This window comes from Pseudomonas putida (genome assembly GCA_041879295.1).
GTDB classification, from domain to species: Bacteria; Pseudomonadota; Gammaproteobacteria; order Pseudomonadales; family Pseudomonadaceae; genus Aquipseudomonas; species Aquipseudomonas putida_Y.
Genome location: CP047153.1, coordinates 113,933 through 136,269, shown reverse-complemented (window position 1 = coordinate 136,269; position 22,337 = coordinate 113,933). Strand labels below are relative to the sequence as shown.

26 protein-coding genes are annotated in these 22,337 nt (G+C 53.9%); 7 read left to right on the top strand and 19 right to left on the bottom strand.

From position 1 onward, the window contains the following. Positions 1-13: 13 nt before the first annotated feature. The 17 genes from GST84_27145 to GST84_27065 form a co-directional block, all read right to left on the bottom strand. A complete protein-coding gene (locus tag GST84_27145) occupies positions 14-655 on the bottom strand; it encodes a helix-turn-helix domain-containing protein (GenBank protein XGB15982.1) in 642 nt (213 codons plus the stop codon). A 5-nt stretch (positions 656-660) separates the two neighbouring features. Continuing rightward, complete coding sequence (locus GST84_27140; GenBank protein ID XGB15981.1) at positions 661-1,455, bottom strand: hypothetical protein; 795 nt, start codon at positions 1,453-1,455, stop codon at positions 661-663. Positions 1,456-1,799: 344 nt separating this feature from the next. After that, positions 1,800-2,204, bottom strand: a complete 405-nt coding sequence (locus GST84_27135; GenBank protein XGB15980.1) for a hypothetical protein — start codon at positions 2,202-2,204, stop codon at positions 1,800-1,802. A 10-nt stretch (positions 2,205-2,214) separates the two neighbouring features. After that, positions 2,215-2,436, bottom strand: a complete 222-nt coding sequence (locus GST84_27130; protein XGB16091.1) for a hypothetical protein — start codon at positions 2,434-2,436, stop codon at positions 2,215-2,217. Positions 2,437-2,915: 479 nt separating this feature from the next. Next, positions 2,916-3,548: a hypothetical protein gene (locus tag GST84_27125; protein ID XGB15979.1), complete on the bottom strand. Its 633-nt coding sequence runs from the start codon at positions 3,546-3,548 to the stop codon at positions 2,916-2,918. A gap of 105 nt (positions 3,549-3,653) precedes the next feature. Then, positions 3,654-4,274: a hypothetical protein gene (locus tag GST84_27120; protein XGB15978.1), complete on the bottom strand. Its 621-nt coding sequence runs from the start codon at positions 4,272-4,274 to the stop codon at positions 3,654-3,656. Then, positions 4,275-4,520 (bottom strand): hypothetical protein, encoded by a 246-nt coding sequence (locus tag GST84_27115; protein ID XGB15977.1) that lies wholly within the window; start codon positions 4,518-4,520, stop codon positions 4,275-4,277. A 141-nt stretch (positions 4,521-4,661) separates the two neighbouring features. Next, positions 4,662-5,192 carry a hypothetical protein gene (locus tag GST84_27110; GenBank protein XGB15976.1) on the bottom strand — a complete coding sequence of 177 codons (531 nt, stop codon included), beginning with the start codon at positions 5,190-5,192 and terminating at the stop codon, positions 4,662-4,664. Positions 5,193-5,307: 115 nt separating this feature from the next. Further along, positions 5,308-6,249, bottom strand: coding sequence for a signal peptidase I (lepB, locus tag GST84_27105; protein XGB15975.1), 942 nt, complete (start codon positions 6,247-6,249; stop codon positions 5,308-5,310). Beyond that, complete coding sequence (locus GST84_27100) at positions 6,246-6,506, bottom strand: hypothetical protein (protein ID XGB15974.1); 261 nt, start codon at positions 6,504-6,506, stop codon at positions 6,246-6,248. The genes lepB and GST84_27100 overlap by 4 nt, the downstream gene beginning before the upstream one ends. Positions 6,507-6,508: 2 nt before the next feature. Next, on the bottom strand, positions 6,509-7,165 hold the full coding sequence (locus GST84_27095; protein ID XGB16090.1) for a hypothetical protein: 657 nt from the start codon (positions 7,163-7,165) through the stop codon (positions 6,509-6,511). A gap of 92 nt (positions 7,166-7,257) precedes the next feature. Further along, positions 7,258-7,497, bottom strand: a complete 240-nt coding sequence (locus GST84_27090) for a hypothetical protein (GenBank protein XGB15973.1) — start codon at positions 7,495-7,497, stop codon at positions 7,258-7,260. A gap of 148 nt (positions 7,498-7,645) precedes the next feature. After that, positions 7,646-7,894 carry a hypothetical protein gene (locus tag GST84_27085; GenBank protein XGB15972.1) on the bottom strand — a complete coding sequence of 83 codons (249 nt, stop codon included), beginning with the start codon at positions 7,892-7,894 and terminating at the stop codon, positions 7,646-7,648. Positions 7,895-8,214: 320 nt separating this feature from the next. Next, positions 8,215-8,691 carry a hypothetical protein gene (locus tag GST84_27080; GenBank protein ID XGB15971.1) on the bottom strand — a complete coding sequence of 159 codons (477 nt, stop codon included), beginning with the start codon at positions 8,689-8,691 and terminating at the stop codon, positions 8,215-8,217. 382 nt (positions 8,692-9,073) lie between these two features. Then, on the bottom strand, positions 9,074-9,343 hold the full coding sequence (locus GST84_27075; GenBank protein XGB15970.1) for a hypothetical protein: 270 nt from the start codon (positions 9,341-9,343) through the stop codon (positions 9,074-9,076). 158 nt (positions 9,344-9,501) lie between these two features. Then, a complete protein-coding gene (locus GST84_27070; GenBank protein XGB15969.1) occupies positions 9,502-9,825 on the bottom strand; it encodes a hypothetical protein in 324 nt (107 codons plus the stop codon). 102 nt (positions 9,826-9,927) lie between these two features. Continuing rightward, positions 9,928-10,086: a hypothetical protein gene (locus tag GST84_27065; protein XGB15968.1), complete on the bottom strand. Its 159-nt coding sequence runs from the start codon at positions 10,084-10,086 to the stop codon at positions 9,928-9,930. A 533-nt stretch (positions 10,087-10,619) separates the two neighbouring features. Between GST84_27065 and GST84_27060 the strand changes: the two genes are divergently transcribed. The 6 genes from GST84_27060 (at position 10,620) to GST84_27035 (ending at position 17,603) form a co-directional block, all read left to right on the top strand. After that, complete coding sequence (locus GST84_27060; GenBank protein XGB15967.1) at positions 10,620-11,816, top strand: tyrosine-type recombinase/integrase; 1,197 nt, start codon at positions 10,620-10,622, stop codon at positions 11,814-11,816. After that, on the top strand, positions 11,806-13,413 hold the full coding sequence (locus GST84_27055; GenBank protein XGB16089.1) for a site-specific integrase: 1,608 nt from the start codon (positions 11,806-11,808) through the stop codon (positions 13,411-13,413). The genes GST84_27060 and GST84_27055 overlap by 11 nt, the downstream gene beginning before the upstream one ends. Then, positions 13,410-15,821: a hypothetical protein gene (locus GST84_27050; protein XGB15966.1), complete on the top strand. Its 2,412-nt coding sequence runs from the start codon at positions 13,410-13,412 to the stop codon at positions 15,819-15,821. The genes GST84_27055 and GST84_27050 overlap by 4 nt, the downstream gene beginning before the upstream one ends. After that, positions 15,808-16,167 (top strand): hypothetical protein, encoded by a 360-nt coding sequence (locus GST84_27045; GenBank protein ID XGB15965.1) that lies wholly within the window; start codon positions 15,808-15,810, stop codon positions 16,165-16,167. Before GST84_27050 ends, GST84_27045 begins: the two co-directional genes overlap by 14 nt. 514 nt (positions 16,168-16,681) lie before the next feature. Further along, positions 16,682-16,996, top strand: coding sequence for a helix-turn-helix domain-containing protein (locus GST84_27040; GenBank protein ID XGB15964.1), 315 nt, complete (start codon positions 16,682-16,684; stop codon positions 16,994-16,996). A 400-nt stretch (positions 16,997-17,396) separates the two neighbouring features. After that, positions 17,397-17,603: a hypothetical protein gene (locus tag GST84_27035; GenBank protein ID XGB15963.1), complete on the top strand. Its 207-nt coding sequence runs from the start codon at positions 17,397-17,399 to the stop codon at positions 17,601-17,603. Between the two features lie 41 nt (positions 17,604-17,644). On the opposite strand, the gene GST84_27030 is transcribed toward GST84_27035, so the two are convergent. Further along, positions 17,645-18,795 (bottom strand): IS3 family transposase gene (locus tag GST84_27030; protein ID XGB15962.1). Its coding sequence is split into 2 segments (ribosomal slippage): positions 17,645-18,561 and positions 18,561-18,795, totalling 1,152 coding nucleotides; the frame shifts between segments, so codons are not numbered across the junction. Positions 18,796-18,945: 150 nt separating this feature from the next. On the opposite strand from GST84_27030, the gene GST84_27025 reads away from it, so the two are divergent. Beyond that, positions 18,946-21,645, top strand: a complete 2,700-nt coding sequence (locus tag GST84_27025) for a hypothetical protein (GenBank protein XGB15961.1) — start codon at positions 18,946-18,948, stop codon at positions 21,643-21,645. Here GST84_27025 and GST84_27020 read toward each other — a convergent pair. Then, complete coding sequence (locus GST84_27020) at positions 21,578-22,333, bottom strand: ATP-binding protein (protein XGB15960.1); 756 nt, start codon at positions 22,331-22,333, stop codon at positions 21,578-21,580. The genes GST84_27025 and GST84_27020 overlap by 68 nt on opposite strands. Between the last annotated feature and the right edge of the window lie 4 nt (positions 22,334-22,337).

Genomic DNA, 22,337 nt, shown 5'->3' with positions numbered 1-22,337 from the left:
AGTGCTACCAACCTCAATACTGCTTGCCACTGACACGGCCCTCATCGATCGCCTGCATGTACACCTGGACCCAACCTGGAATCCGCCGCTGCCCTCTTTCCCAATAGCCTACTGCGGCGTACGCCCATCCCAGTGCATCGGCCAGTTGTGTTTGTGTCCACCCTAGAACCTCGGCCCTGATGCGCCTGATGTCTGCACCGGCCAGGCTCGGTGCGTCGCCGACCAGCTCACCTTGCACTGCAGCTTGGAAGAGCGATCGAGCTGCAGCCGGTATATGGCCCCCTTTCTCCCATTTCGATACCAGCCCGGGTGACACGGACAGCATCGAGGCTATAGCTGCCTGAGTCAGGCCTGCTGCATGGCGCTGGAGGGCAAGATCAGTGTGCACGGTTTGGGTGAACTGGATCTGGTGCTCAGTGGCCATGTCGTCGCGATAGCATTGCGCTGCTCGCTTTGCGCGGGAACGGCCGTGGTAGGCCAAGTCGCGAAAATGGCGATCGGCGACAAACTTCCCATCCTTCATCAGTCGAACGCGCCAGCCGGCATCAGAAGGCTTCGATGGGCGGTTGTCCCGGGTAATGCCCTGCATGCTGGAGTCAGCGATGCGCCTGACAGCCGATACTTCGATGCCAGGTGCGGACGTGGAGGTATCCATAAGCCTCAATCATCCAGGGAGTCGTTCTGATCTGACTCTTGGGCATCATCATCACCCAGGAACAGCCCATTGCTGGAGAGCAGACCACCACCCAGAACGAGAGCTGACGTAACCGCCAGTGCCGGCACCCCATCCGACTCCCCTGCGTCAGCATTGGCGCCCTTCGGCCGCGGCTTCACCGGAATCGGGATACTCGCTGCCGCAGTTGCCGTAGGAGCTTGAAGTGTCAGGGGGGCATCAGGACGCTTTTGAGGTACCGGCTTTGGTAGAGGATTGCCCCGATCTGGCATGAGTAGTGGCACATCATCGTCCAGATTTATCGTGACCTCACTGGCCTGCGCTTTCTCCAGGCTTTTGAAAAACTCATCAGACCGCGCCATCAATTTGCGGAACTGCTTGTCGGTCATGAGTTCCCGCCGGCGCAGCCCACCCATGTTCCGGATGGTGTCTGTAGTGATGGCGTACAGGGCATCTTGAAGCTCAGTGCGCACCTGGTGCGTCATGTATTCACACTTCAAGGACAGTACTTGTTCCGCTCGGCCAACCTGGGTCTCCAGTTTCTCAAGCGCCTGAAGCTGGCGCTGGATCCGCAGTTCTGCCACTTGTGCCGTGGTTCTGGACCGGTTGAACCAGTACCAAGCACCGAGGAGGAAAAGGGCCCCCGCGGATGCAGCCAGGTACGTAGGCAGTTCGCTCGAAGGAGGGTCTGGCACAAGATTTAAACTGAACGAGTCGGCTGAGACCAGGGACAGTGAGAGCACCCCTGACAGAGACAAAAGCAATGGTCGTTTCGCAGTCATATCGGGCTCCAACGCTGACAGCATCAATAGGCATATTTGATACATAACGCGTACGCGTACACGTATAGTATCGCCTTGGATTTAATTGTCACGCTGAAAGAATGAGCTGCCAGGGTTTCCCCTACGGATGACCTATTTTCGGGGTGCAGCTGGAGTACTGCTGATACGGCCGGCAGCGGAAGCGCATGGGCACCCAGGCTCTTGCAAGGATGGTCAACAGCTGTGGCCGATGGGTAGGAGTGAACTTTTCTGTGAAACGCCGCCCCGCTTCACAAAAAAAATGACCAGGCGCCGATCAAAACGGGGCCTGGTATGTCATCTATTTTGTGAACCTACACCTGGCATTACATCTGATCGAGCTTGAATGAACTGGCGCCAGCCACGAGGTCACTTCCTAGGTTGCCGAGGATCGTATCCTGAGAAACGGCTACACCGTGGCCCCTGACGCCGCCTGTGCTAACCCAGTAGACCTTGCCTGTGCCAGCCTCCACCACGCGCTTGTGGAGCTGCACCGAATAGCTGAAAAGCCGCTCACCTGGTTGATAGTCGGCCGTTTCCAGGTAGGCGTAAAGCTTGTAGCCGCCATCCAACTTCACAATCTGCTCTGGCAAGTGGGATGAAATCGTCTCCTTGACCAGGTCCTGAGGGATTTCATTGGCATTGGAAGAAAGCACAAGCTCGACAGCAGAGGCACTGCAAGCGCCGAATGCCGCGATGGCGAAGATGGCCAGTTTTGTCAGTCTGATCATGGGGGCTTACTCAAACAGGGTCGTTTTGGGTTGATGCGTGAGTGGCGCAATCTGCTGGAGAGATGACCTCCCCGCGTAGGTGCAACATCATCGCGTAGATAGCGACATCGAGCGGGTCTCCTTTCTCGACGTGCTCGCGCAGTTCTCTCGATAGGAAATCAGCAGGGCATGTATCGCCTTCATTCCAGCCAGCACGGCCTTTCGCCCGGCTCCTGGCCATCTTCACCTTCATGCTGAGCGCGATGGCGTCGACGGCCGCATCATCGAGCTCTGTCTCACTGAGCTGGTAGGGGGCGTTGTAAATACGAACAACAACGGCCGATCGATCAGGCACCAGTACCCGGACTTGCACCTCACCGACCTCTTCCAAGGCCGCGTGCACGCCACCGGGGTTCTCCCGATGAGCTACCCGGAGCGCATCCAGCCAGATCTGTTCTGTTGCCATGTCGCTGCCGGCTGCGCCTGCAGGCGCAGAGGCCTGGTTCTTCGCGTTGGCCAGAAACAACACGGTATTGCATGCAGGGCAAGGGGTCATCTCGTTATGGCCAATAATGGCCCCCTGGCTCGCCAGGAAGCCATATCCAGCGCATTGAACCGCCCCCCTTACTACCGCGCAGCAAGGGGTGTCGGATGGAGCTGGCCCTGGAAACGCTCCTGAGTCTTGGTGCGCTATTGAGTTCTCTACTTGCACGAATTCACCTGAGGCACCGATCAGAGGAACACCGAAGTGCTGTCCGCTGGGGGTTGTGCTTGGAATGGTTGGACTGCCGGCGATTCACCCGTCGACACTGGAGTCGATGACAGAAGCGCAGACGCTTCCTGCCGGGCTTGGTGGATGACTGCGGGATTGATTGCCTTCCAGTAGCAATAGGCTGATCGGGAGTTCTCGTGCATGGAAAGGTCACGCTTGCGCATCAAATGCTCGATCTCCGAAACCACCCAGTGGCCAGCGCCAAATGCGTGCTCCTTGCCACCGATCCAGTACTGAGCATCAGTGATCTTGAAGAGCATCTCGAAGACGGCCAGCGCCGCAACCGCCACTGGATCAGTCCTGCCCTTCAGGTGAGCCATGATCGGACCGAGAGAGCGTATATGGCCCAGGCGGAGCGAATTGGCCCAGGAAACTGCACGAGTGTGGCCCACCAGCTGGGGCAAGCTGATCTGATAGAAGCCCTTTGCTTGGGGCTTCACCAGGTCGCGGATATGGGCGCTACAATCCCCGCAGAGAGTGCTATTGGCGTAGAGGCGATCCTGCCGGCGCCCGCCCATCCCCGGAGAGGAAAAGCTGAACAGATCAACATGCCCACAAAGGCACTTGGTTGGAGCAGTAATGTGAGCCGCCATAGACACCTCCAGAAAATGCACCGGCGACAACCGCCAGAATCTTTCCGAAGCATAACACGTATGTATAATATTGGCGTTAGCGAATGCTGTGAAAATTCCCCTTTCCTAGGCCGCCGGCAGCAGCGATAGGATCAGGGGACCAAGCTCCTTGGACGTGTAGGCACCAGAGATAGCCATCTTGACACGAAACGGGATGGGTCTACGCCCTGTGCGGATCTGAATGAAATCCTCCAGGGACAGGCCGATACGGGACGCTTGCTCACTGTCACTCAGCCCCGAGATCGCTGCCAAACCATCGAAGAAGGCACTGACCAGGTCTGGTGATCCGCCGGCGTCCAGGCGATCGAAGAAACCATACACCAATGTCTCGCGGACCACCTGTGACTGTTGATTGGCCGCCTCCACTGCCTCTCGAATTGGCTCTGGCAATGCTGCGAGCAGAGTCGACAAGGTCACCTCCACACCCATCGCGCCCAGCGTGCGTATGCGCGCTGGAGGCGGCAAGGGGCGCATGTGCACTCGGCATTGGCGGATCATGGAGATGCTGATGCCAATTTCTTTGCTAAGCCGGGTATCCGCCCAGCCCTGCTCGTCGCGGAACTGGTCCATCAGCTGGGCCCAGGCAACATTGCTCAAACCGCTATCCGCCGATTCGAAAAAGAGATTGCGAGAGCTCATATTGGCTGACGCTTCGGGACTGCTGCCCCCTTCATGAAGGTCGAACATCTATTTGCTTCCGTTAGCATCTGCAGCAGCCTGGTCATCCAGCTCCACAGGAGCGGCCACGTAGGCGCGAATGATGAGGAGCAGCGCTCCACCGACAAGGCAAAGGAATACTCCCTTGAAAATCAGCTTGGGGGAGATCTCCACCAGGCCGGCGCCAACAGCCATGGTAGCCAGCAGGCCCATGACTACGACGACAAGAGCAACCACGACGCGAATGATCAGAGAGTGTGAGGAACGGCTATCCATGACTAGAGCCCTATCGATACGTAACGTGTACTGATAATACTGGATGAGCATAGATCAGCACAACGTCACGTGCGACCCCATGGAACCCATACTTCCGAGCGCAAAAAAAACCCGGGCACTTGGCCCGGGCATACAGCTGGTTTACAAACTGGCCATCCCATGCGGGATGATTGGCGAGGTAACGGTATGCAGTCCGAAACCGTTGCCCTCGATGCTTACCGAAGCAGTCTTGATGCGTATAGCACCCAGAATACCGACATCGGAATTGGAGACGATACGCTCCTGGCCAGTCTGCGTGACCGAAACAGGTTCGAAATCGGCGCCCATGTCATTGGCCAGCAACTGATTGATGCGTTTAGCCATTTCGGATGCAGCCTCGTCGGCAAGACCTTCTGCCGAAGCGGAGTCAAAGCAGATACCGATCACCTCTGCATCCGCACCAGACTCCTCGTCGTCCTGGGACAACACGACGTGGGCCGTGGCCTTCAGTTCACTGGAGCTCACCACCTCGGCGATGACTGTCGATCGATACGCTTGCTCAAGCTCAGCGAGCTCAGCGTCACGTACCGTTCCTGCAGGGTACGATCCCACCTGGTGCAGCAGGTGACCGCGGGAATCGACTGCAGCTGCTGCGAGTTGGGCGTATTTGATTGCTGTGTTATGGAAGTTCATGCGTTTCTCTCCTGAAAGGTGGGTGCAAGGCCTTGCGTTGCCTTACAAGCAGGTAATGAGAAACACGGCGTTGTATTCTTGCGTCGGTCCATGACAGGCGCTCCTTGGTTGCGAATCAGCGAGTTACTCGGCTTATATCCAATTTGCCGCTAGTGAAATCAAGATCAAAAATGGCACGACCTATGATTTCCTTATCCGTGACAAACCCCCAGTAACGGCTGTCCAGGCTATTGGGTCGATTGTCACCCAGTACGAAATAAGAATCGGCAGGAACAGTACATGCCAAGCCTGACAGATTTCTCTCACAACCGGGAATAGCAGGAAAATCAGTACTTACACCAAAGTCACTGATACCAGGGTCTTTGATCGTGCCGATTTGTAAGTCGTGAATATTCTCCAGCGCATAATCGACCTGCTTGAGCTTCCCGCTAGCTTCATCTTCGTAAGCATATGGCTTCTCGCCCACATGTACCGCCGGTACATTATTAATGGCCAATACACCGCCTTGATAAGTGATGTGGTCACCTGGCACTCCCACCACACGCTTGATGTAAGGCTTAGACGGATCGAGTGGGAATCGGAAAACCAGAACATCGCCAAATTTCGGGGGTCGACCTTGCGTGATTGGCTTCGGAACGAATGGCAATCTCATCCCGTAGGTGAACTTATCGACTACAACGACACTCCCCACCCCAAGCGTGGGGCGCATCGATGACGACGGAACAAGGTATGGTTCGGCGACAAAGGATCGGAATAGGAGCAGGAAAACGGCAACAGGCGTCAACTCCACCAGAAAGGCCACCACGCCTTGCGTGTAGTGATGCCGGCCCCTAGCTCCCCGATACCGTTCATAGACCCAGAACGGCAGGCCAAGGACTGCTGCAGTCGCGAGCAATGTCGCCATGTCCAAAAATGTGCAAAGCAAAATGTAGGGGCCGAGCACCGCGGCGGCGCACCCTAGGGAGTAAATCCAGGCTGGCCCGTGGGCCTGATACTTTTTGCGACAGAGCGCCGGAGCAGCTACGGTCAAGCCAACTCCGATCAAAAACAGGCTCATAAGTATTTGCCCATCTTTTTATGGTAACGATAGATAGCCAAGCGGCTTATGAACAGAGCAAAAAAGATACCGCCCACTGCCCAGCCAACCACCTTGACCCAGAAGCCGTAGCTGTAGGCAGGGGTGACTTTGAACTTCTCCAGGAGGAATTCAATTAAGGATCCAACCGTCCACAAGAGCGCTGCAACCACCCATCCGTTCATGAGGAGTTGGATATTGTACTTCACGCCTTTAGGCTGCTTCTGTGTAGCGAGCATGTTTACTCCGCGGCTATGAACGACCACCCTGCCCGGCTTAGCGCGCATTTGTATCCGCTCAGCGGCTTGATCAACAGAGTTGACTCAAGTGACGCAGCGATACAATCAAAGTGATAGCTGTAATATGAAGAGAGCTTTTCCACGTCCGCACTAAGGGCTCGCCAGTATGGCTCGTAATGCCGGCTGCCTAGAACGGGTGCAGTATTTTCGTATTGGAGAGGAAACGGCTGCAGGGTAAGAAGCGCCAACCGGCATTTCGAACGAAGCCAGGTACATGAAACTTCGACGATAGACTGACTCAGCTCTGACGACCTGAATTTATCGCGAACTTCCAGCCGGGTTATAACAAAGACGCTGCCAGCTTCCAGCACAGCGCCGAAGTCCTGATGGCAGGTCCTGACCAGCTCGTGAACCAGCGCCTGGACGGCCTCGCTGACCAGATCGCAAGCATCAGCCAAGGAGTATCGCTTCCCCTCTCCACTGGACAACAAAACCCCGTCCAGGATAGCGACCGGAACAGCCTCTGACTTCAATAGGAGCCAGGCTGTAACCAGTCGCACTTCACACACCGCAGAGCCATCAAATACATCCCCTGAAAGGCTCAGCTCCACGGTATAGCCACCTGCGAGCTCCACGCGCTCAACCACCCCGCGATGCATCGGAATCTCGCTGTAGAAGCCGGTATCGATCAGGCTTCGCACATACGGACGGCACCGAGTGATTTGCGTCAGGCTGGCAGACATGGTGCAGCTCAGCGCAGACCGGCGCCAGCACGAGCCTGCTCAGCTTTGGCTTTTTTACGATCGGCCATTTTCATCAGCTGTACGAAGAGCACTGCCATCACCAGGACCGCGATCAGCACGAAAGCGAGTGTGGGGGTGATGTGGCCAATCTTTGCCCACACAAACACGAAAGCCGCGAGTGCTAAGGCTGCCGGCACTTGGCCAACAATGTTCAACGTCCGCATGGCCCAGAATTGGATTTGCTGCATCTCAAGCTCCTAGATTTGATCTATAACACGTACGCATAATACTGGATGAATCAAAATACTTCTAGCCATTCGATGTCATGATGCCGCCACAAAAAAGGCCTCAGTTCACAGATATGAACCGAGGCCTTGGCCATCGACCAGGACAGGCTTACAGCGGGATGAAGATCGAGTAGAAACACACGGCCAGTGCGGCTGCGCAGAGGGCCGAGCACAGCCAGATCAGGATATTGACATCGCGCAGCGAACGGTCAGCAAAGCCCTGAATGGCCTGGACCTGCTCAGGGCCAGAGGCGTTTTTCACAGTGAAAAGAGCTTTGCGGCGGTTGATAGCGATCGAAATGATTACGGCCAGCACCACAACGGCGATACGAGCGAGCATGTCGGTAGTGATTGTCATAGCGGTTCCTCAGGTTGGGTTGGATACAGAACAGGTAGTACGATTTGACTGGCGAGAGGTGGCATCACGGCCGCCCCCCTTGTTGAGACATGGTTTTGATGGCTGCTAATACTGGGTCCCTGGGGCCGGTATCCTCGCCCTCGCAATGGGTCCGGTGCTCACCTGGCTTGATCAGGCAGTACCGCCCCACCGGCTTAGCTGCTGCTACCTCGAAGCCACGCTGGGCCCAAGGTTTGAACAGGATCAGGCCGACAGCAGCAACAGCGCAGACAGTGGCAACGGCAGCTATAGCGATGCGCAGAGAGAAGAATCGCCCTCGACTATTCACCGACAGTAAGCTCCACCCCGGTCGACAGGCTGATCATCTGAACTGCAAGGTCTGGGTTTATCAGCCCTTTGGAGGCGAGCCCCCTGATCTGGCCGGAGAAGAACTGCACGAAGAATCGTTGCGAGGCGTGCACGCTTTGCTCAGCAGCACCGTGCTCCTTCACCTGGTCACGGCGCTCGATGGCAGCGGCGGCTGAGGTAGCGATAGCGTTGGCCAAGTCCGCAGCTCCGGCCTCACCTCGGGACGGCAGCCTCGTCACGTCAAGCTGCGCAAGGACATCATGCGGGAGATGCAAGCTCGAAAAACCCTCACCGTACCACCCGTCATACACCGACACCCCGTGCTCGTCGGTGGCCAGCACAGTGAAAAAACGAGAGAGCTGGTGGTGCTGATCGTCACCAACAGCAAGCTTGGGTGGGTTGGCCACCTCGTAGCCGGCGCCGACCTCGAATTCGAGTGTGTTGGCCAAATTGAACGCTCCTATCGGTTCCAAGAAATTACCAGGTACAAGAATACATAACGCGTACGCATACGGCTATAGAGTCGGTGCAAATCTGCCAGCCTCTTGCCGCTCATTGCCCGCAAGCAGCGCCTGGGAGGACACGGCGGCACCGAAAATCAGAACCAAAAAAAGACCCACCATCTAGGATGGTGGGTCGGATTTAGCGTTACTTTATAGGTAGCTCTGCTGAGCGTTTATTTGGATTGCAGCGGCTTGCTGTTTTGGTCTGCACCGTACTTCACGCGCCTGAACTCATCTTTGATGGCAGCTACAGCCCCCATCAATGGCGCGAAGAAGATTCGTGGTGCCTGCCTTGCAGCGTTAGCGAACTCAGACCCAAATGATTGATTCATTCAGCAAACTCCTTGATTGCCCGGGCTGCCCCAATGCAAATAAAGACGAAGAAAAGACCAGCATCTACAAGCACAATGGCATGTTCGAGAAGCCCGAGAATTAGCAAGGTGAAATCGCTTATCCCAAACTTAGCCAAGTATTGGACCAAATGGTTGAGCAAGACTGCTGGCACCATGATGATCAAGAAGATGATAGTACCGACGAAGCCATGGGCTCCGAAGTGAGCGATCGGGCTCCACCAAGGTTTTTTGTGCGTTTTGGACATCTGTTACTCCTGAAAGGACCTGGGGCGGTCGTTGAGAAATCCCATAGGCCTTCTTGCGGTAGACCTAGCCCCTGGAGATGCGTAACGCGGGTCTGTAATCGGCAGGCACAAAAAAGCCAGGCATAGCCTGGCTGGGTTGATGGGTGGACACATCTCGATCAGCTCTGCCGGGCCTGCCGCAGCCGACCTGGTGTGAATTTGCCTGAGAACGAGAAGCCGAGATCCCTAACTCTCTCACGGACCTTCAGCTTGTTGGATTTGTCACCCCGCTCCTTGTGGAGCTCGACATGCTCTGCCTCCACCTGGAGTAAGAATTCGACGTCCTTCTGACACAGCTCCAAGGACTGCTCCAGTTTTTTTCGGTCCGAAAATTTCTTTCCGATCAGAGCGGCCGAGGCAGCAGCCAGGACAGTACTGGTGACAGCTGCAAATGCATTTATCAAAGCGGATTGAACTGCAGGATCGTTGATTGCGAGAAGCATGATGGCCCCCTGAAAGTTAACTTGCTCCAAGGGGATGCTTCACAGAAACCAGTAAACCACAGGCACAAAAAACCCGCTCGATCGGCGGGTTCTTTGTGAAGGTCAGTGCTTGGGGGTGGTCTTGGTTGAGCGGTCGCCTCCGCCGGCCTTGGCCATTTCAGCCTTGATGGCTTTATAAGCACCCACCAGAGGCGCAAAATAGATGCGCGGAGCCTGTTTTGCAGCACTCAGAAATTCAGAAGTAAAAGTCATCGATTTCATGTTCGCCCCCTCTCTGGGAAAACTAGTGACTAATGTATAGCAAATTAGGTTGACGGCATCAAGCGCCTGAAACAATTTCATCGAGCAAAGAAAAACCCGATTCGCCTAAGCGAACCGGGTTTGAGTAGCGTTTAAGGCGGCACCTCACCAATCAGATCAGTAAAGCCAGTGATCCAGTTTGGAATTTCTCGGGTTCCGCGCAAACCGCCTCGTCCATGCTGGCTTGAGCTGATCGCGACGGAAAGTTAACCACGTTATTGCGGGATGACATGAGTGCCCGCCCTATTTCCTCACCCACTGAAACAAACTTAGGAAAGCAGACGCTCTGACCACATATTTCATGACCAATCGTTTCAGAAACCCCATCGGTTAACCCTGCAGGAATGCCTTTGAGCCTTTCATGTTCCGCTTTAGTAAAGAGCCTGCTGAGTCCTAGATTTTCGGGATGCAATATGAAGGGTTCGGTACTTCTGCCCTTCTTGTAGCCCGTCTTATGGTATATGTTCGAAAACGTTGCAGAGGTGGTGATACCGATGCCGAACGTACCTTGCTGCGAAATCCGAATGATCCGCACTGCTTCCAGCGGCCTCAGGCCGTATCTGCTGGTGGAGGGGGTTCCTGTGATACTAGCAAACCTCTGGGCAGAGGATTTGCTTCACAGATCGCGTCTCAACACCGTCGAGAACTACCTACGTGACATTGCGATCGCGTATGAGTGGGCTCTCAGCCGGGACTCCCCACTGGAAACGAAGCTTGAGCGCTTGGCGGTGTTCAGTTCAACGGAACTGACATCGCTGGCCGAGCGCCTCTGCTCCACCAGAGGCGGTGCGGCAGCGAGCCAATCGACTTGTACCCGTCGACTTGAAGCAGTCAAGTCATTCATCGATTTTTCCTTCGAGCACTACGTTGAGCTCAACCGGCTAGGCCTACTGGAGCAAAGCCAAGCGGAAAAAAATAAAGCCAAAAACCTACGAAATCTTCAAAAAAAGGTCATCAAGATTGCGCGGCAATCAGAACCGCCAATGCCTGCAACCCCACTTGATTCCGAGAGTCAAGCGTTATTCAAAGGCGTACTCCGTCCAGCTGACCTTAGAAATCCGTTCCACAACGAACAGCTTCAGGTCCGCAACTACTGCCTGTTTCTGGTCATGCTGGAGACACTTGCCAGACGTGGCGAGGTTGTACTGATTGAGTTGGACGACCTTGATCTAGGGCCCTCTCCAACCATTCGCATAAAGCGTCCCAGCGATATCAACAGGGAGCGGAGACAGGACGGGGCTAGTCTCAAGACACGCGGTCGGATAGTCCCCATTACCGCGTCGGTAGCCGCGATACTGAACGAATATATTTCCGATCATCGCCACAAACTGATCAAACCTAAAAGACCCTGTACAGCCCTATTCGTGAGTTCCCGTGATGGAAGGCGGTTGTCTGCGCGAACCGTAAACACCATTCTTCGTACCGTTGCAGCCAGCCTCGGTCTGCCAAACTTTTCAACACGGATTCACCCGCATGGTTTGAGAGCTACAGGAGCAAATATAGCTCGCAAAAAACTTGAAAAAAGCGGCGCTGCCAACATCAATGTAACAGATGCCCTGGCGTATCTGGGCGGATGGAGCCCGAACAGCGATAGCATGCAAAAATACTCTCGACAAGCTATATCAGATCGCCTCGGAGAAATACTTAGGATATCTGACAGAACACTTCCGGCGGAGAAAACTGATGATTAGTTCGCCGACTGAATTGACCGAAAAAATCGAAAGTAGATTCGGCATCGAGACAGACGACTTTCCTTTCAGGGTGCAATCTACCTTTGGTCAGACCATAACGCTTCGCAACGATACTGCATGGCTTGAAAATCTAAACATTGAAATTATTGGGTGCGGTCCGATGAATATTGCCTGGGGCCACCCGCTTCACAAAAATCTGTTTGTGGAGTGGCTTCTCAGAGGATGGTTCATAGATCGAATCCAAACCCATATTGACCTTAGGCCGCTGATCCTGGTGCAGCGAATACTAGCCGCGCATCAGTTTCCGGGCAAGGATGCAGAAACCATTGGGGATCGACTCTCAACCTTTGCTGCACGCGAATGCATCCACCTGAAAACGTCCGGTCGTAATGACGAGTTAGTTGCCCTCCGAGTTTTCTATCGGTGGTGCCTAGACGAAGAAATTTCAGGATTCAATGAGCATGACAGTCTTGAGCTTTCTCAGTTGGCTGTAAAGGCGTTTGATAACAAGCACCTGGTCACGATGCGAGACGATGACTTCGGGCCCTTTACTCGGGTACAGCTGACGCACATTGAAATGAATATTTCCACAAGTGAGCATGTATCGCACATCCAGCGGACCATGTTTCTCCTGTGCCGTGATTGGGGAATTCGTCCAATCCAGCTGGCTCTTATGCAGATCACAGACTTTGGCATTGACGAAATTGGAGCTTTCGTCATGGTGCCAAGTGTGAAAGGGATTCGACGCTCAAGGCTTAGGAGGCACCCCAGTAATTTGAAGAAACGCTACATCTCCAAAGATACGGCAGAAGCTGTTCAGCAACAGTGCGTTTTGGCCGAGCACCAATGCAAGGCTGCATCAGGGGCAATTGAAAAGCTATGCTTAATGCATGGCATCAGCGTCCCTGAACTTCCAATTCCGTTGTTTCCTGCACCTTTCAGATCTATAACTCGTCTCCTGCGGTATCTAACCAATCCCAAATTGACTCCTTTTACTCTACATCAAGATAATCATCGTTTGAGCTATGAGCTCAGATCGCTTACTTGGGAACTCCAGTTACTTGACCCGCACAAAACCGCTAATGAAAGCGCATCTTTTATGCGTATTTCCGCGTACCGGCTTCGCAGAACCAAAGCAACCTCCATGGTCCTTTCTGGGGCGTCTCCGGACGAAGTCGCGGAAGCTCTCGACCATATAAATCTGAACTCGATAAAGCATTATTTCCGCTACAACCTTGAACTCCAAGAGTTCATTAACACCACTCACATGGCGAGCCCGAAAATCAATGCAGCAGTTAAAATGTGGTGTGGAAAGTTTATGGAGGAAACTGCTGACAGATCTGCATTATCACCTATAAGCAGCTTGGGATTATGCAGCTCAAAAAAACCATGCCCTTTTCACCCTACAGTTACTTGCTATGCGTGCCCTAAATTCAGGCCCAGCCGCCACGCAGACCATGAAGCTGCTCTAGCTGACATCACTAGATTTAAACAAATGCTGGGAAGCTCTTCTAGTGGCGCCATGGTCCAACAAGTCGAAGCAGCTATACACGGCGCCAAGTCGGTTCTTATCGCCGTAAAGGAGCTGAAAAATTGAGCGTTTCAATGGTCGTTCTTGATAAACGTTATGAGCTTGCACGCCAACAGTTCAATGACCTCAAATCGAGTGGCCTCGTGTCCGGAGATTTTGAGGGTAAGGTATGGCAATACAGATCGAGTAATATCCCATTTACGTCACTCGGCTCTGTGCAAAAACGACATGAAGATCAACCCGCTCTTCCGACAGTGACGGGAAAGCTCGCTCGCTGTTTCATAGCCCATGAAATGCTTAGGCGTCCGTCGGCCACCTTGGTCATCGGACGAATGGCAGCGGTCAGAAGGCTCTCAGCCGTAATGCTTAACTCTGACATCAAATGGAGCGACATAACACGCAAGGTTTTTGACACCACCGTGGACTCAATGAGGCAAGATCATTCTGAAGCCACGGTGTATCATCGAGCGAACGCCCTTAAGGCTTTTCTAAATTTCCTCAACAACTTCAGCATAACCAACAGTGGGGTACCGCTTCGGTTCCTTGATAGATTCATCAAGTGGAAGACTGGCGTACCTAACCCGACACACAGCAACTTTGAGCTCACCTCTGAACAATTCAGACACAGAGAAGAAACCCTATTCTCTCCTGACTTACACGAGGGCATCGCGAAAGCCCGATGCCTTATAAAAAATGATCCAAGCCTTGAGCCAATCAATGGCTTCGACAGAGTACGTCTAGAAGCGACTTGTTTCGGCATGGCGCTCGGCTTGAGGGTGGGTGAAATCACAAACTTGCCGAAAAATTGCCTCTTTCAGGACCATGATACTCATACAACTTTCGTGCGGGTCCCTGTTGAGAAAAATCTTATACCAGCCGCCGTACCAGTCGCAGATTTATGGAGCACTCCACTCACAGAAGCCTTTGAATATTTACAAGCATTTTGCCATGATGCAAGAGAGCGGGCCCTTGATATCGAAGCAAATGGTTTCTCCTTTGTAGATAAAGCACTCACCATCTACCGAGAAAAAAACCCATTAGAGCCCGGAGCTATAGATCAGCTCACATCGCTGGACCTAACCGTAGAGCACCACTACTTTGTTGACGAATTAACGAGTTGCTTTGAGATATCAGCCAAAGAGCTTTGCAGCGGCGGGCGATATTACGGCTGCGCCGTTGAACTTCCTAGAATAACAGCAGCACGCTTTGCGGTTTGGATAGACGAACGAATACTTAGGTGGGACTGGTCTAAATACCTGAATGGTTACAAAAAGAGTCGCTACAGCGTTTCGGTGCTAGACATCGGGGTTCACACCAAGTCATCGAAATCGTCGGTAAATAAATGCAAGTGGTTTAATGACGAGCTTCGAGTATTTCTTAAGGGGATGGTCAAATGCGGGCTCTTCAAGCCTGGTGCCCTGCCCTCATACGTGCAGCTGTTCGATATTAAAAGAGAGTGGGCCCGCATTAGAAAACTCATGCTGTCTAGAAGAGGGATGGGAGCGGGGGTTCCCTCTCTGGCCATAGACATCAGATTATTCAAGCGGGCTCTAGAAAAAAGGTACAGATCCCATTTGCAACGCCACTTTGACGAACAATTTTCGATGCCCGATGACGGAGAAGAAGCACCTTATAGCGCAAAATTTACGACTAAGGGCCACCCTAACAAACTCAGCGACAATTTGATTGTTATCTGGGAGAACCAATTTAATACGGTCTCACAGCAAGGTATTATCCCGCGCCCGCTTTCCAGGGCGGACCTTTACAACTACCTTTCTACCAATTCGTCAAAAACTACGATTTTTCAACGCCTTGATCTGAGGGACCGGAACGGGAAGATATTTTCCATCACCCCCCACCAGATCCGCCGCTGGGTTACCACGGCCATCCTACGCGCCGGCCCCTCTGAGACAGCGGTAGACCTCTGGATGGGGCGTACGCCACGCCAGAGCCGTCACTATGACTATCGCACGGCTAAAGAACGGGCAGAATATGTAAGATCTTTATACTTGACCGATCACCCACCCGAAGACTTTTTGGGAAAATTAGTCATCCGATGGCGGGAGGAGCAAGTCGCTGATGTTCTAATTGAAGAAATGATCATCCAGAAGCTGAGCATTTTAAATCTAACACCATGGGGCGGATGCTCACGTGAGTTGTACATCAGCCCTTGTGATAGAGGCCTCATGTGCGTCAGAGGGTTCGGCACGGAAGCGGGGTGCAAATCCTTTCATCTCAACCCAGAAGATCTAGAAGCAAAGGCCGCCATTGAGACTTTACTAACAGAATATGAGCGAATTATGAAGGTGATTTCTGAGAACCGAATTGATATAACAGCTAGTATCGAGGCTGAACTCGACAGCACCCATGAATTCGATCAGCATGTGTTGTTTGTTTGCGATATGGTTAAGAGCTGCAAGGCAGCTTTAAATGCATATAAAAATCAAAATAGGTGTCATCGTGAAGCAGGATAAAAAATGGAAGGAGCTTGCGAGGTCTATTCTTGCTGATTATAAGGAGGGTCGGATTACGGGGCCGCTCACACAAGGTGGGCTTGCTCAAAAAACCGCTGTCAGTCGCCAAACTCTCTGGAGGGATCAGGAAATCCGGGCTTTATATGCTGATACCCACTCATATCTCTTAGATGTAAAAAAGGCAGGACGAAAGGATAGAGATGCCAGGATTTTCGCTCTCGAAACGCAGCTCGAAAAAGCGAAGGTCGAGAATAATCGATTGATTCAGACGATTGTAAAAGCCGCACAACTCATGACAGAGGACGCTATTGACCCTAGGCGGTACTTCGACGACGCCACGTCCTAGCAAGAGGCCTATTCTCGTCGGTAAAGCTCTTTGAAGTCACACCGGCTCAGGCAATCGGTGCTGTTAGGCTGGCAATAGCGCCGGCCGTTCTGAACCGTGTAACACCTGTGCAAGCCATCCTCGCTTTCATGGATAGCCTCCAGAGGCTCCATTGACCACCCCCCGCTACCATTCATCCATCCAGGGGTGACAATTCGGAGGGATAGCGCAGCTGTTCCGCCTGCGGCCATTCGAGTGAAATGCTCAAGCCCCCGCATGTCCTCCAGAAAGAAGACTTCGACACACGTGTCCTCTCCCCGGGCTCTCGTAACCGTGATGTGGAGCCAGGGCGATGAAAGCCGTTGCTCTACGAAGTGCCAAGCCTGCTGATCCTCCGCCAGCCAGGCGTGGGAGCGATCCACCTCTGCCCATCGGTTGGTGATAAACATTCCAGCGTCCTCTCAAATGAACAGCATACATTGTAGTCATATACTGTTCGCGGGTGCCTCATCTTTCCTTTTGCGGAAGATGCAAAGTGGAACTGAAAAGCGCCTTTGGTCGGGTACTGCAATGGGTGAGAGTCAAGCGAAAGCTTACGCAGGAGGATTTCGCAACGGTCAGCAGCCGTACCTATATCAGTACGCTGGAAAGAGGAAGGTACGTACCCACGATTGAGAAGCTTGACTCCATAGCTCCGGTCCTAGCCGTGCACCCTGTCACACTTTTAGTAGGTAGCTATGCTCTGAAGGAAAATCGATCGGTAGCGGATTTGCTCAAGCAGGTGGCGATGGAAGCCGAACAGCTAGATCTTGGTGCTAGCCTTTCCCAGCCAAAACCGCCCTCCCCGTAGAACTGATGGCAATGCGAACATGGGGTTGGACTCGCTGGTTGTTAACCACTTTTTTGACCTGTAAAGCACTATGGTTAACACATCAAAAAAGTGGTTAACACGTCGCGCTTGACGCCACAGAGCAGGTACAAGAAAGCTCAGCCCCCATCACTACGATACTGCTTTCAATTCCGCCGCGGCGTAGTAGAGCGTTATACAAAAGAGTAAGAAGCGAACCTTGAATGGCAGTGGAGCCGCTGCTTTACGAGGCCCTTCGAGCGCTACGGAGCGTCGAGAAGCTCTAGATATGGGCTTGCGCGGCTCTGACTGCTGGCGAAAATTCTCGATAGCGTGGTGATGAATGTCCAGTTGATGGAAACCGACAGCCTGGCCGAACCAATGCACTGACGCTGGAGCACAAATGCCCATTCCGCCCAAAATTCTGTTTCCCGATCATCCTGCCTACACCGAGGCAATTGATGCCATGCGGCGGTATCACGTAGCTCAAGAAACAGGCGCACCCGCAGTCGAAGTGGAAAGGTTACGCTTGATTGCAGAGTCTCTGTTTCAAGCTGTAACCGATTATCAAATGAAAGCCCTAGGTATTGGCGGCGGAACTACTCATTGATCAACAGGTGCTCGGTAGCTGTTTGAATCGCCCCTGGTTTCCTAGACACTCTCCAAGCTCAGGAAATAGCGTTTCTCATATTCTATTGGAGACAGCTGCATAGCACTGCTGTGTCGGCGTTTAGGGTTATAGAACATTTCGATGTAATCGAAAATATCACTTCGGGCTTCTTCACGGGTTGTGTAGATCTTTCGTCGGATTCGCTCCCGCTTCAAAAGCTGGAAAAAGCTCTCGGCTACGGCATTGTCGTGGCAGTTTCCCCGCCGGCTCATGCTGCTGATTACATTGTTAGCCTTCAAGAAGCTTTGCCAATCTGAGCTACTGAACTGACTACCTTGATCTGAGTGAATCATCACTTGCTGCTGTGGCTTGCGTCGCCACACAGCCATCAACATTGCGTCGATAGCCAGGTCGCTGCACATCCTTGGCTTCATTGACCAACCAATTACTTGGCGTGAGAACAGATCCAGCACTACCGCCAGATAGAGCCATCCTTCATAGGTGCGGATGTAAGTGATATCTGTCACCCAGACCTTGTTCGGCTCACTGACCTTGAACTGCCGCGCGAGGTGGTTGGGCGAGGCCACTGTTGGTTTTCCACCGTAAAACCCTGGACGCCGCCGATAGCCCGTTTGCGAACGCAGCCCCTCCGCCTGCATCAAGCGCCCGACTCGATTTCGTCCGCATTCCTCTCCCAGCTCACGTAGGTCATCGTGAATTTTGCGGTAGCCGTATACACCTCCGCTTTCTAGCCAAGCGTGTTTGATCAAGCCAAGCAGACGTTGATCTTCTTTTGCTCGGGCAGATTGAGGCTCGGCCAGCCAGGCGTAGTAGCCGCTGGGGTGCACCTTGAGGGTTTGGCAAAGGCGCCGCACCGGGTAATCAGTCGAGTGCTTCTTGATGAAGGCGTACTTCAGCCGCACTCCTTGGCAAAGTACGCGGCGGCCTTTTTTAAGATGTCTCGCTCTTCCGTCACGCGCTTGAGTTCAGCGCGCAGCTTGCGCAGTTCGGCCTGCTGATCGTCGTCTTGCTGACGCTGCTCTTGGGGCTTGCTGTAGACCTTGATCCAGGCGTAAAGGCTATGCACGGACATGCCCAGGCGCTGGGCGACATCGGCGACGGGTTTGCCTTTCTCGGTCACTTGCTTGACCGCTTCGATCTTGAATTCTTCGGGGTAACGCTGACGACTCATGGCACCTCCTATTTGGGCCTCATTATGAGGCTTGGAGGTGTCTACGAAACTAGGGGCGATTCAGTTACACCACGCTGAATGGCAGCTTTCAACCCTAAATCTCAGCAGGATAGAATCAGGCTTGGGCACCGGATGAGGCGTCGGTAAGACATGAGTGAATGTGCAAATTTGACGGTGCACGAGATTGTTGAACGGACGCTTTGGTACGAAATCCCAAACGGTCGAGCCAAGCTGTCTCAAGTCGAGCTGCATGAGCGGAACGAACCTCTTCTCATTCTCGGGGAAGCGGGAATGGGAAAGTCACATCTGCTCGAATGGCTTGCAACCGCTCCCGGCTATGCACGCTGCACCGCTCGCCAACTGATCAATCGTCATGACCCGAGAACACTACTGGGCGACGCCAAGACGCTGGTGATTGATGCACTTGATGAGGTAAACGCTCAACAAGAAGGTGATGCGGTGGACTTAGTGCTACGCCAGCTTGGAAGACTTGGCTACCCGCACTTCGTGCTATCGTGCCGTGTCGCGGACTGGCGCAGCGCCACTGGGATAGAGGCTATTCGTGAGCAGTATCCAGAGGAGCCGCTTGAGCTGCATCTAGAGCCCTTTGATGAAGATGATGCAACAATCTTTCTAAGTGTCTCCCTTGGGGTCGAGAGCGCCAGAACGGTGGTCGAGCATTTCAACGCGCGCGGGCTCAACGGGCTACTTGGCAATCCACAGACCCTCAAACTCATCTCCACTGTCGCCGGATCGGGAAAGCTGCCGGAGACACGTAGCGAGCTCTTCAGTCGAGCAGTTGAGGTTTTGCGCGTCGAGCACCGGGATGCGAAGGCCCACATCCAGCTCGCACGAGAAACAGGTCTTGACACCGCAGGCGCTGCCTTTGCTGGTTTGATTCTTACTGGCAGCGAAGTCATCGTTCGAGCATCCGCAGCCAACTCCGCTGAAGGCGAGGTGCAGCTCGCCGATATTTCTCGCCTTCCTGACGGAGAGTTCATAGGGGAAATGCTTGGCACACGGTTATTCAAAGCCGATGGTGCCGATCGGTTTGGCTATGTGCATCGTCGTGTCGGCGAATATCTCGGGGCTCAATGGCTCGTGAAACAGGCTGACACCCCGCAAAAACGCAGGCGCCTGCTTTCAATGTTTCACAGCCATGGACTCGTGCCGGCAAGTTTACGTGGCATTCATGCGTGGCTTGCTCATGAGCCAGCTCTTGCTCAAGCGGTAATCTCCACTGATCCGATGGGCGTGATCGAATATGGTGATGCAGACGATCTCACCGTCGAGCAGGCTCGCTCGCTACTTGCCGCACTAGAGGTACTGGCTACCGACAATCCTCGTTTTCGGGCTTGGCAACCTTATTCGTTACGTGGCATCACACAACCCGAGCTCATTGGAGACATACGGCGACTGATTACAGCGCCGGACACGCCATTTGGTCTATGCCTCCTTCTGCTCGAAGCAGTAAAAGGTCAAAAGATTGCTTCACAGTTAACAGTTGATTTGCGAAGGATAATTCTCGAACCAAAGATCATTTTCGCGATCCGGAGAGCCGCAGGTGATGCTCTTTCCGAAATAGATGGTGAGGATGATTGGTCGACTATCCTGCACGCGCTACACGGCTATGAAGATGAACTTTCGACTCGACTAGCCATCGAGCTGATTGATGAGATTGGTTACGAGCGTGTAGACGACAGACTTATCGTCGATCTAGTGGTCGCTCACGCCCTCAATAACAGCAGTACGATTGGGGTACTGTTAGGCCTAAAAATGCGGCTTCCTGACTCTAGGATTGAAGGGATACTTGACCGCTTAGCCGTAGCAGCAGAAACACTTGGCAAGCGGTACGACCGTCCCGGAAATGACGTCTTAACTGATTTGGCATATCACCTGACCGCACGTCGCGTAGAAACCGGTGGCGTCACCGCCGAAAAGCTCTGGTCTTGGCTAGAACCATTTGATGCTAGCGCCGGATATCACCGCGAATCTCGCCAGCAGCTCGAGATCCTCATACGCCGCGAAGATCGTTTACGCCAGGCCGTACAGCGATATGTACTACTCGAACGACCCAGTCATCACAATCTTTGGCAATTAGCCTGGCGGTTGAGAGAGCGGTCATCCGCTTTTGCGCCGAACGCCGCTGATGTGATTGCGTTACTCGAGACGCTTGATCACTCGGATCACAGCGATGAACGTTGGCGCCATTTGGTTCAGCTCACTCCGCATGACGAACAGAATGGCTCTGAGGTTCGTGCAGTCGCAAGACGCTTCGCTGCGCACTCCACTGAGCTAATGGAGTGGGTCGAAAATCTTGTTGCGCCGGTTTTGTCAGAGTGGCAGACCAAGCAAGATGAAAGGGAGCGCGCTCGCCGAGCAAAGCAAACAGCTGCGCACGCACGACAGCGAAACGATTATGCGCTTCATCTCGATGAAATGCGCTCAGGCGACTACGGCACTGTCATCGCCCCTGCTAAAGCCTATCTCAAGCTGTTTAATGACATTGGAGACGATGTGCCAGCTCACAAGCGCGTCGCTCAATGGCTTGGAGACGATATCGGGGAGGTGGCGCATGTAGGGTTTGAAGCCTTCATGGTACTCAAACCAGCCAATCCCACGGCGCACGACATTGCGGAAAGCCTTGCACAAGGTGCGGATTCCACGCCATCCGGCCACCCAGTCCGCTCTCATCTGGCCAGGCATTCCAGGGCCATCTGGCCACCTGTTCCACGGCCATCCGGCCGGGCAGTCGGAGCGCAGCGACGCAGGGGTGGCATTGTTAGTCCGGGTTGGCTGGCGTCGTCAATTTCTGCGTCCGTTTGCGCATTGATTCACCCTTCAGATTGATCCGGTAAGCGTTGTGCACCAGGCGGTCGAGGATAGCGTCGGCCAGGGTCGGATCGCCGATCAGTTCGTGCCAGTTGTCCACCGGCATCTGGCTGGTAACGATGGTCGAGCGCTGGCCGTAGCGGTCGTCCAGTAGCTCCAGCATGTCGCGCCGCTGTTCGGCGGTGAACGGGGCCAAGCCCCAGTCATCGAGGATCAGCAGGTCGGTCTTGGCGTAGCTGCTCATCAGCTTGGCGAAGCGCCCGTCGCCATGGGCCAGACCCAGTTCTTCCAGCAAACGCGGCAAGCGCAGGTAACGCACGCTGTAGCCTTCTCGGCAGGCCTGGTGGGCCAGGGCGCAGGCCAGCCAGGTTTTACCGACACCGGTGGGGCCGCCGATGATCAGGTTGAGGCCGTCGCGTAGCCACTGGCCGCCGCTCAGTTGCAGGATCAGCGCCTTATCCAGCCCGCGCGGGCTGCGGTAGTCGATGTCTTCGAGGCAGGCGTTGTGCTTGAGCCGGGCCTGGCGCAGGCGGCTGCTCAGGCGCTTGTCGTCGCGTTCAGTCAGCTCGCGGTCGACCAGCAGGCCGAGGCGTTCCTCGAAGCTCAGGCTGTCGATGTCCGGGGTTTTCAGTTGTTCGTTCAGCGCCTTGAGCATGCCGTGCAGGCGCAGGGTTTGCAGCTTGTCCAGGGTCGGATGGGGCAGCATGGTG

Bases quoted from the DNA above. Each gene is read 5' to 3' on its own strand.
- GST84_27060 (XGB15967.1), top strand. From the start codon at position 10,620: ATGCCGAACGTACCTTGCTGCGAAATCCGAATGATCCGCACTGCTTCC.
- GST84_27130 (XGB16091.1), bottom strand. From the start codon at position 2,436: ATGAAGGTGAAGATGGCCAGGAGCCGGGCGAAAGGCCGTGCTGGCTGG.
- GST84_27075 (XGB15970.1), bottom strand. From the start codon at position 9,343: ATGTCCAAAACGCACAAAAAACCTTGGTGGAGCCCGATCGCTCACTTC.
- GST84_27115 (XGB15977.1), bottom strand. From the start codon at position 4,520: ATGGATAGCCGTTCCTCACACTCTCTGATCATTCGCGTCGTGGTTGCT.
- GST84_27090 (XGB15973.1), bottom strand. From the start codon at position 7,497: ATGCAGCAAATCCAATTCTGGGCCATGCGGACGTTGAACATTGTTGGC.
- GST84_27035 (XGB15963.1), top strand. From the start codon at position 17,397: ATGCCCATTCCGCCCAAAATTCTGTTTCCCGATCATCCTGCCTACACC.
- lepB (XGB15975.1), bottom strand. From the start codon at position 6,249: ATGAGCCTGTTTTTGATCGGAGTTGGCTTGACCGTAGCTGCTCCGGCG.
- GST84_27120 (XGB15978.1), bottom strand. From the start codon at position 4,274: ATGTTCGACCTTCATGAAGGGGGCAGCAGTCCCGAAGCGTCAGCCAAT.
- GST84_27020 (XGB15960.1), bottom strand. From the start codon at position 22,333: ATGCTGCCCCATCCGACCCTGGACAAGCTGCAAACCCTGCGCCTGCAC.
- GST84_27065 (XGB15968.1), bottom strand. From the start codon at position 10,086: ATGAAATCGATGACTTTTACTTCTGAATTTCTGAGTGCTGCAAAACAG.
- GST84_27095 (XGB16090.1), bottom strand. From the start codon at position 7,165: ATGCATCGCGGGGTGGTTGAGCGCGTGGAGCTCGCAGGTGGCTATACC.
- GST84_27100 (XGB15974.1), bottom strand. From the start codon at position 6,506: ATGCTCGCTACACAGAAGCAGCCTAAAGGCGTGAAGTACAATATCCAA.
- GST84_27070 (XGB15969.1), bottom strand. From the start codon at position 9,825: ATGCTTCTCGCAATCAACGATCCTGCAGTTCAATCCGCTTTGATAAAT.
- GST84_27145 (XGB15982.1), bottom strand. From the start codon at position 655: ATGGATACCTCCACGTCCGCACCTGGCATCGAAGTATCGGCTGTCAGG.
- GST84_27140 (XGB15981.1), bottom strand. From the start codon at position 1,455: ATGACTGCGAAACGACCATTGCTTTTGTCTCTGTCAGGGGTGCTCTCA.
- GST84_27110 (XGB15976.1), bottom strand. From the start codon at position 5,192: ATGAACTTCCATAACACAGCAATCAAATACGCCCAACTCGCAGCAGCT.
- GST84_27125 (XGB15979.1), bottom strand. From the start codon at position 3,548: ATGGCGGCTCACATTACTGCTCCAACCAAGTGCCTTTGTGGGCATGTT.
- GST84_27135 (XGB15980.1), bottom strand. From the start codon at position 2,204: ATGATCAGACTGACAAAACTGGCCATCTTCGCCATCGCGGCATTCGGC.
- GST84_27085 (XGB15972.1), bottom strand. From the start codon at position 7,894: ATGACAATCACTACCGACATGCTCGCTCGTATCGCCGTTGTGGTGCTG.
- GST84_27025 (XGB15961.1), top strand. From the start codon at position 18,946: ATGAGTGAATGTGCAAATTTGACGGTGCACGAGATTGTTGAACGGACG.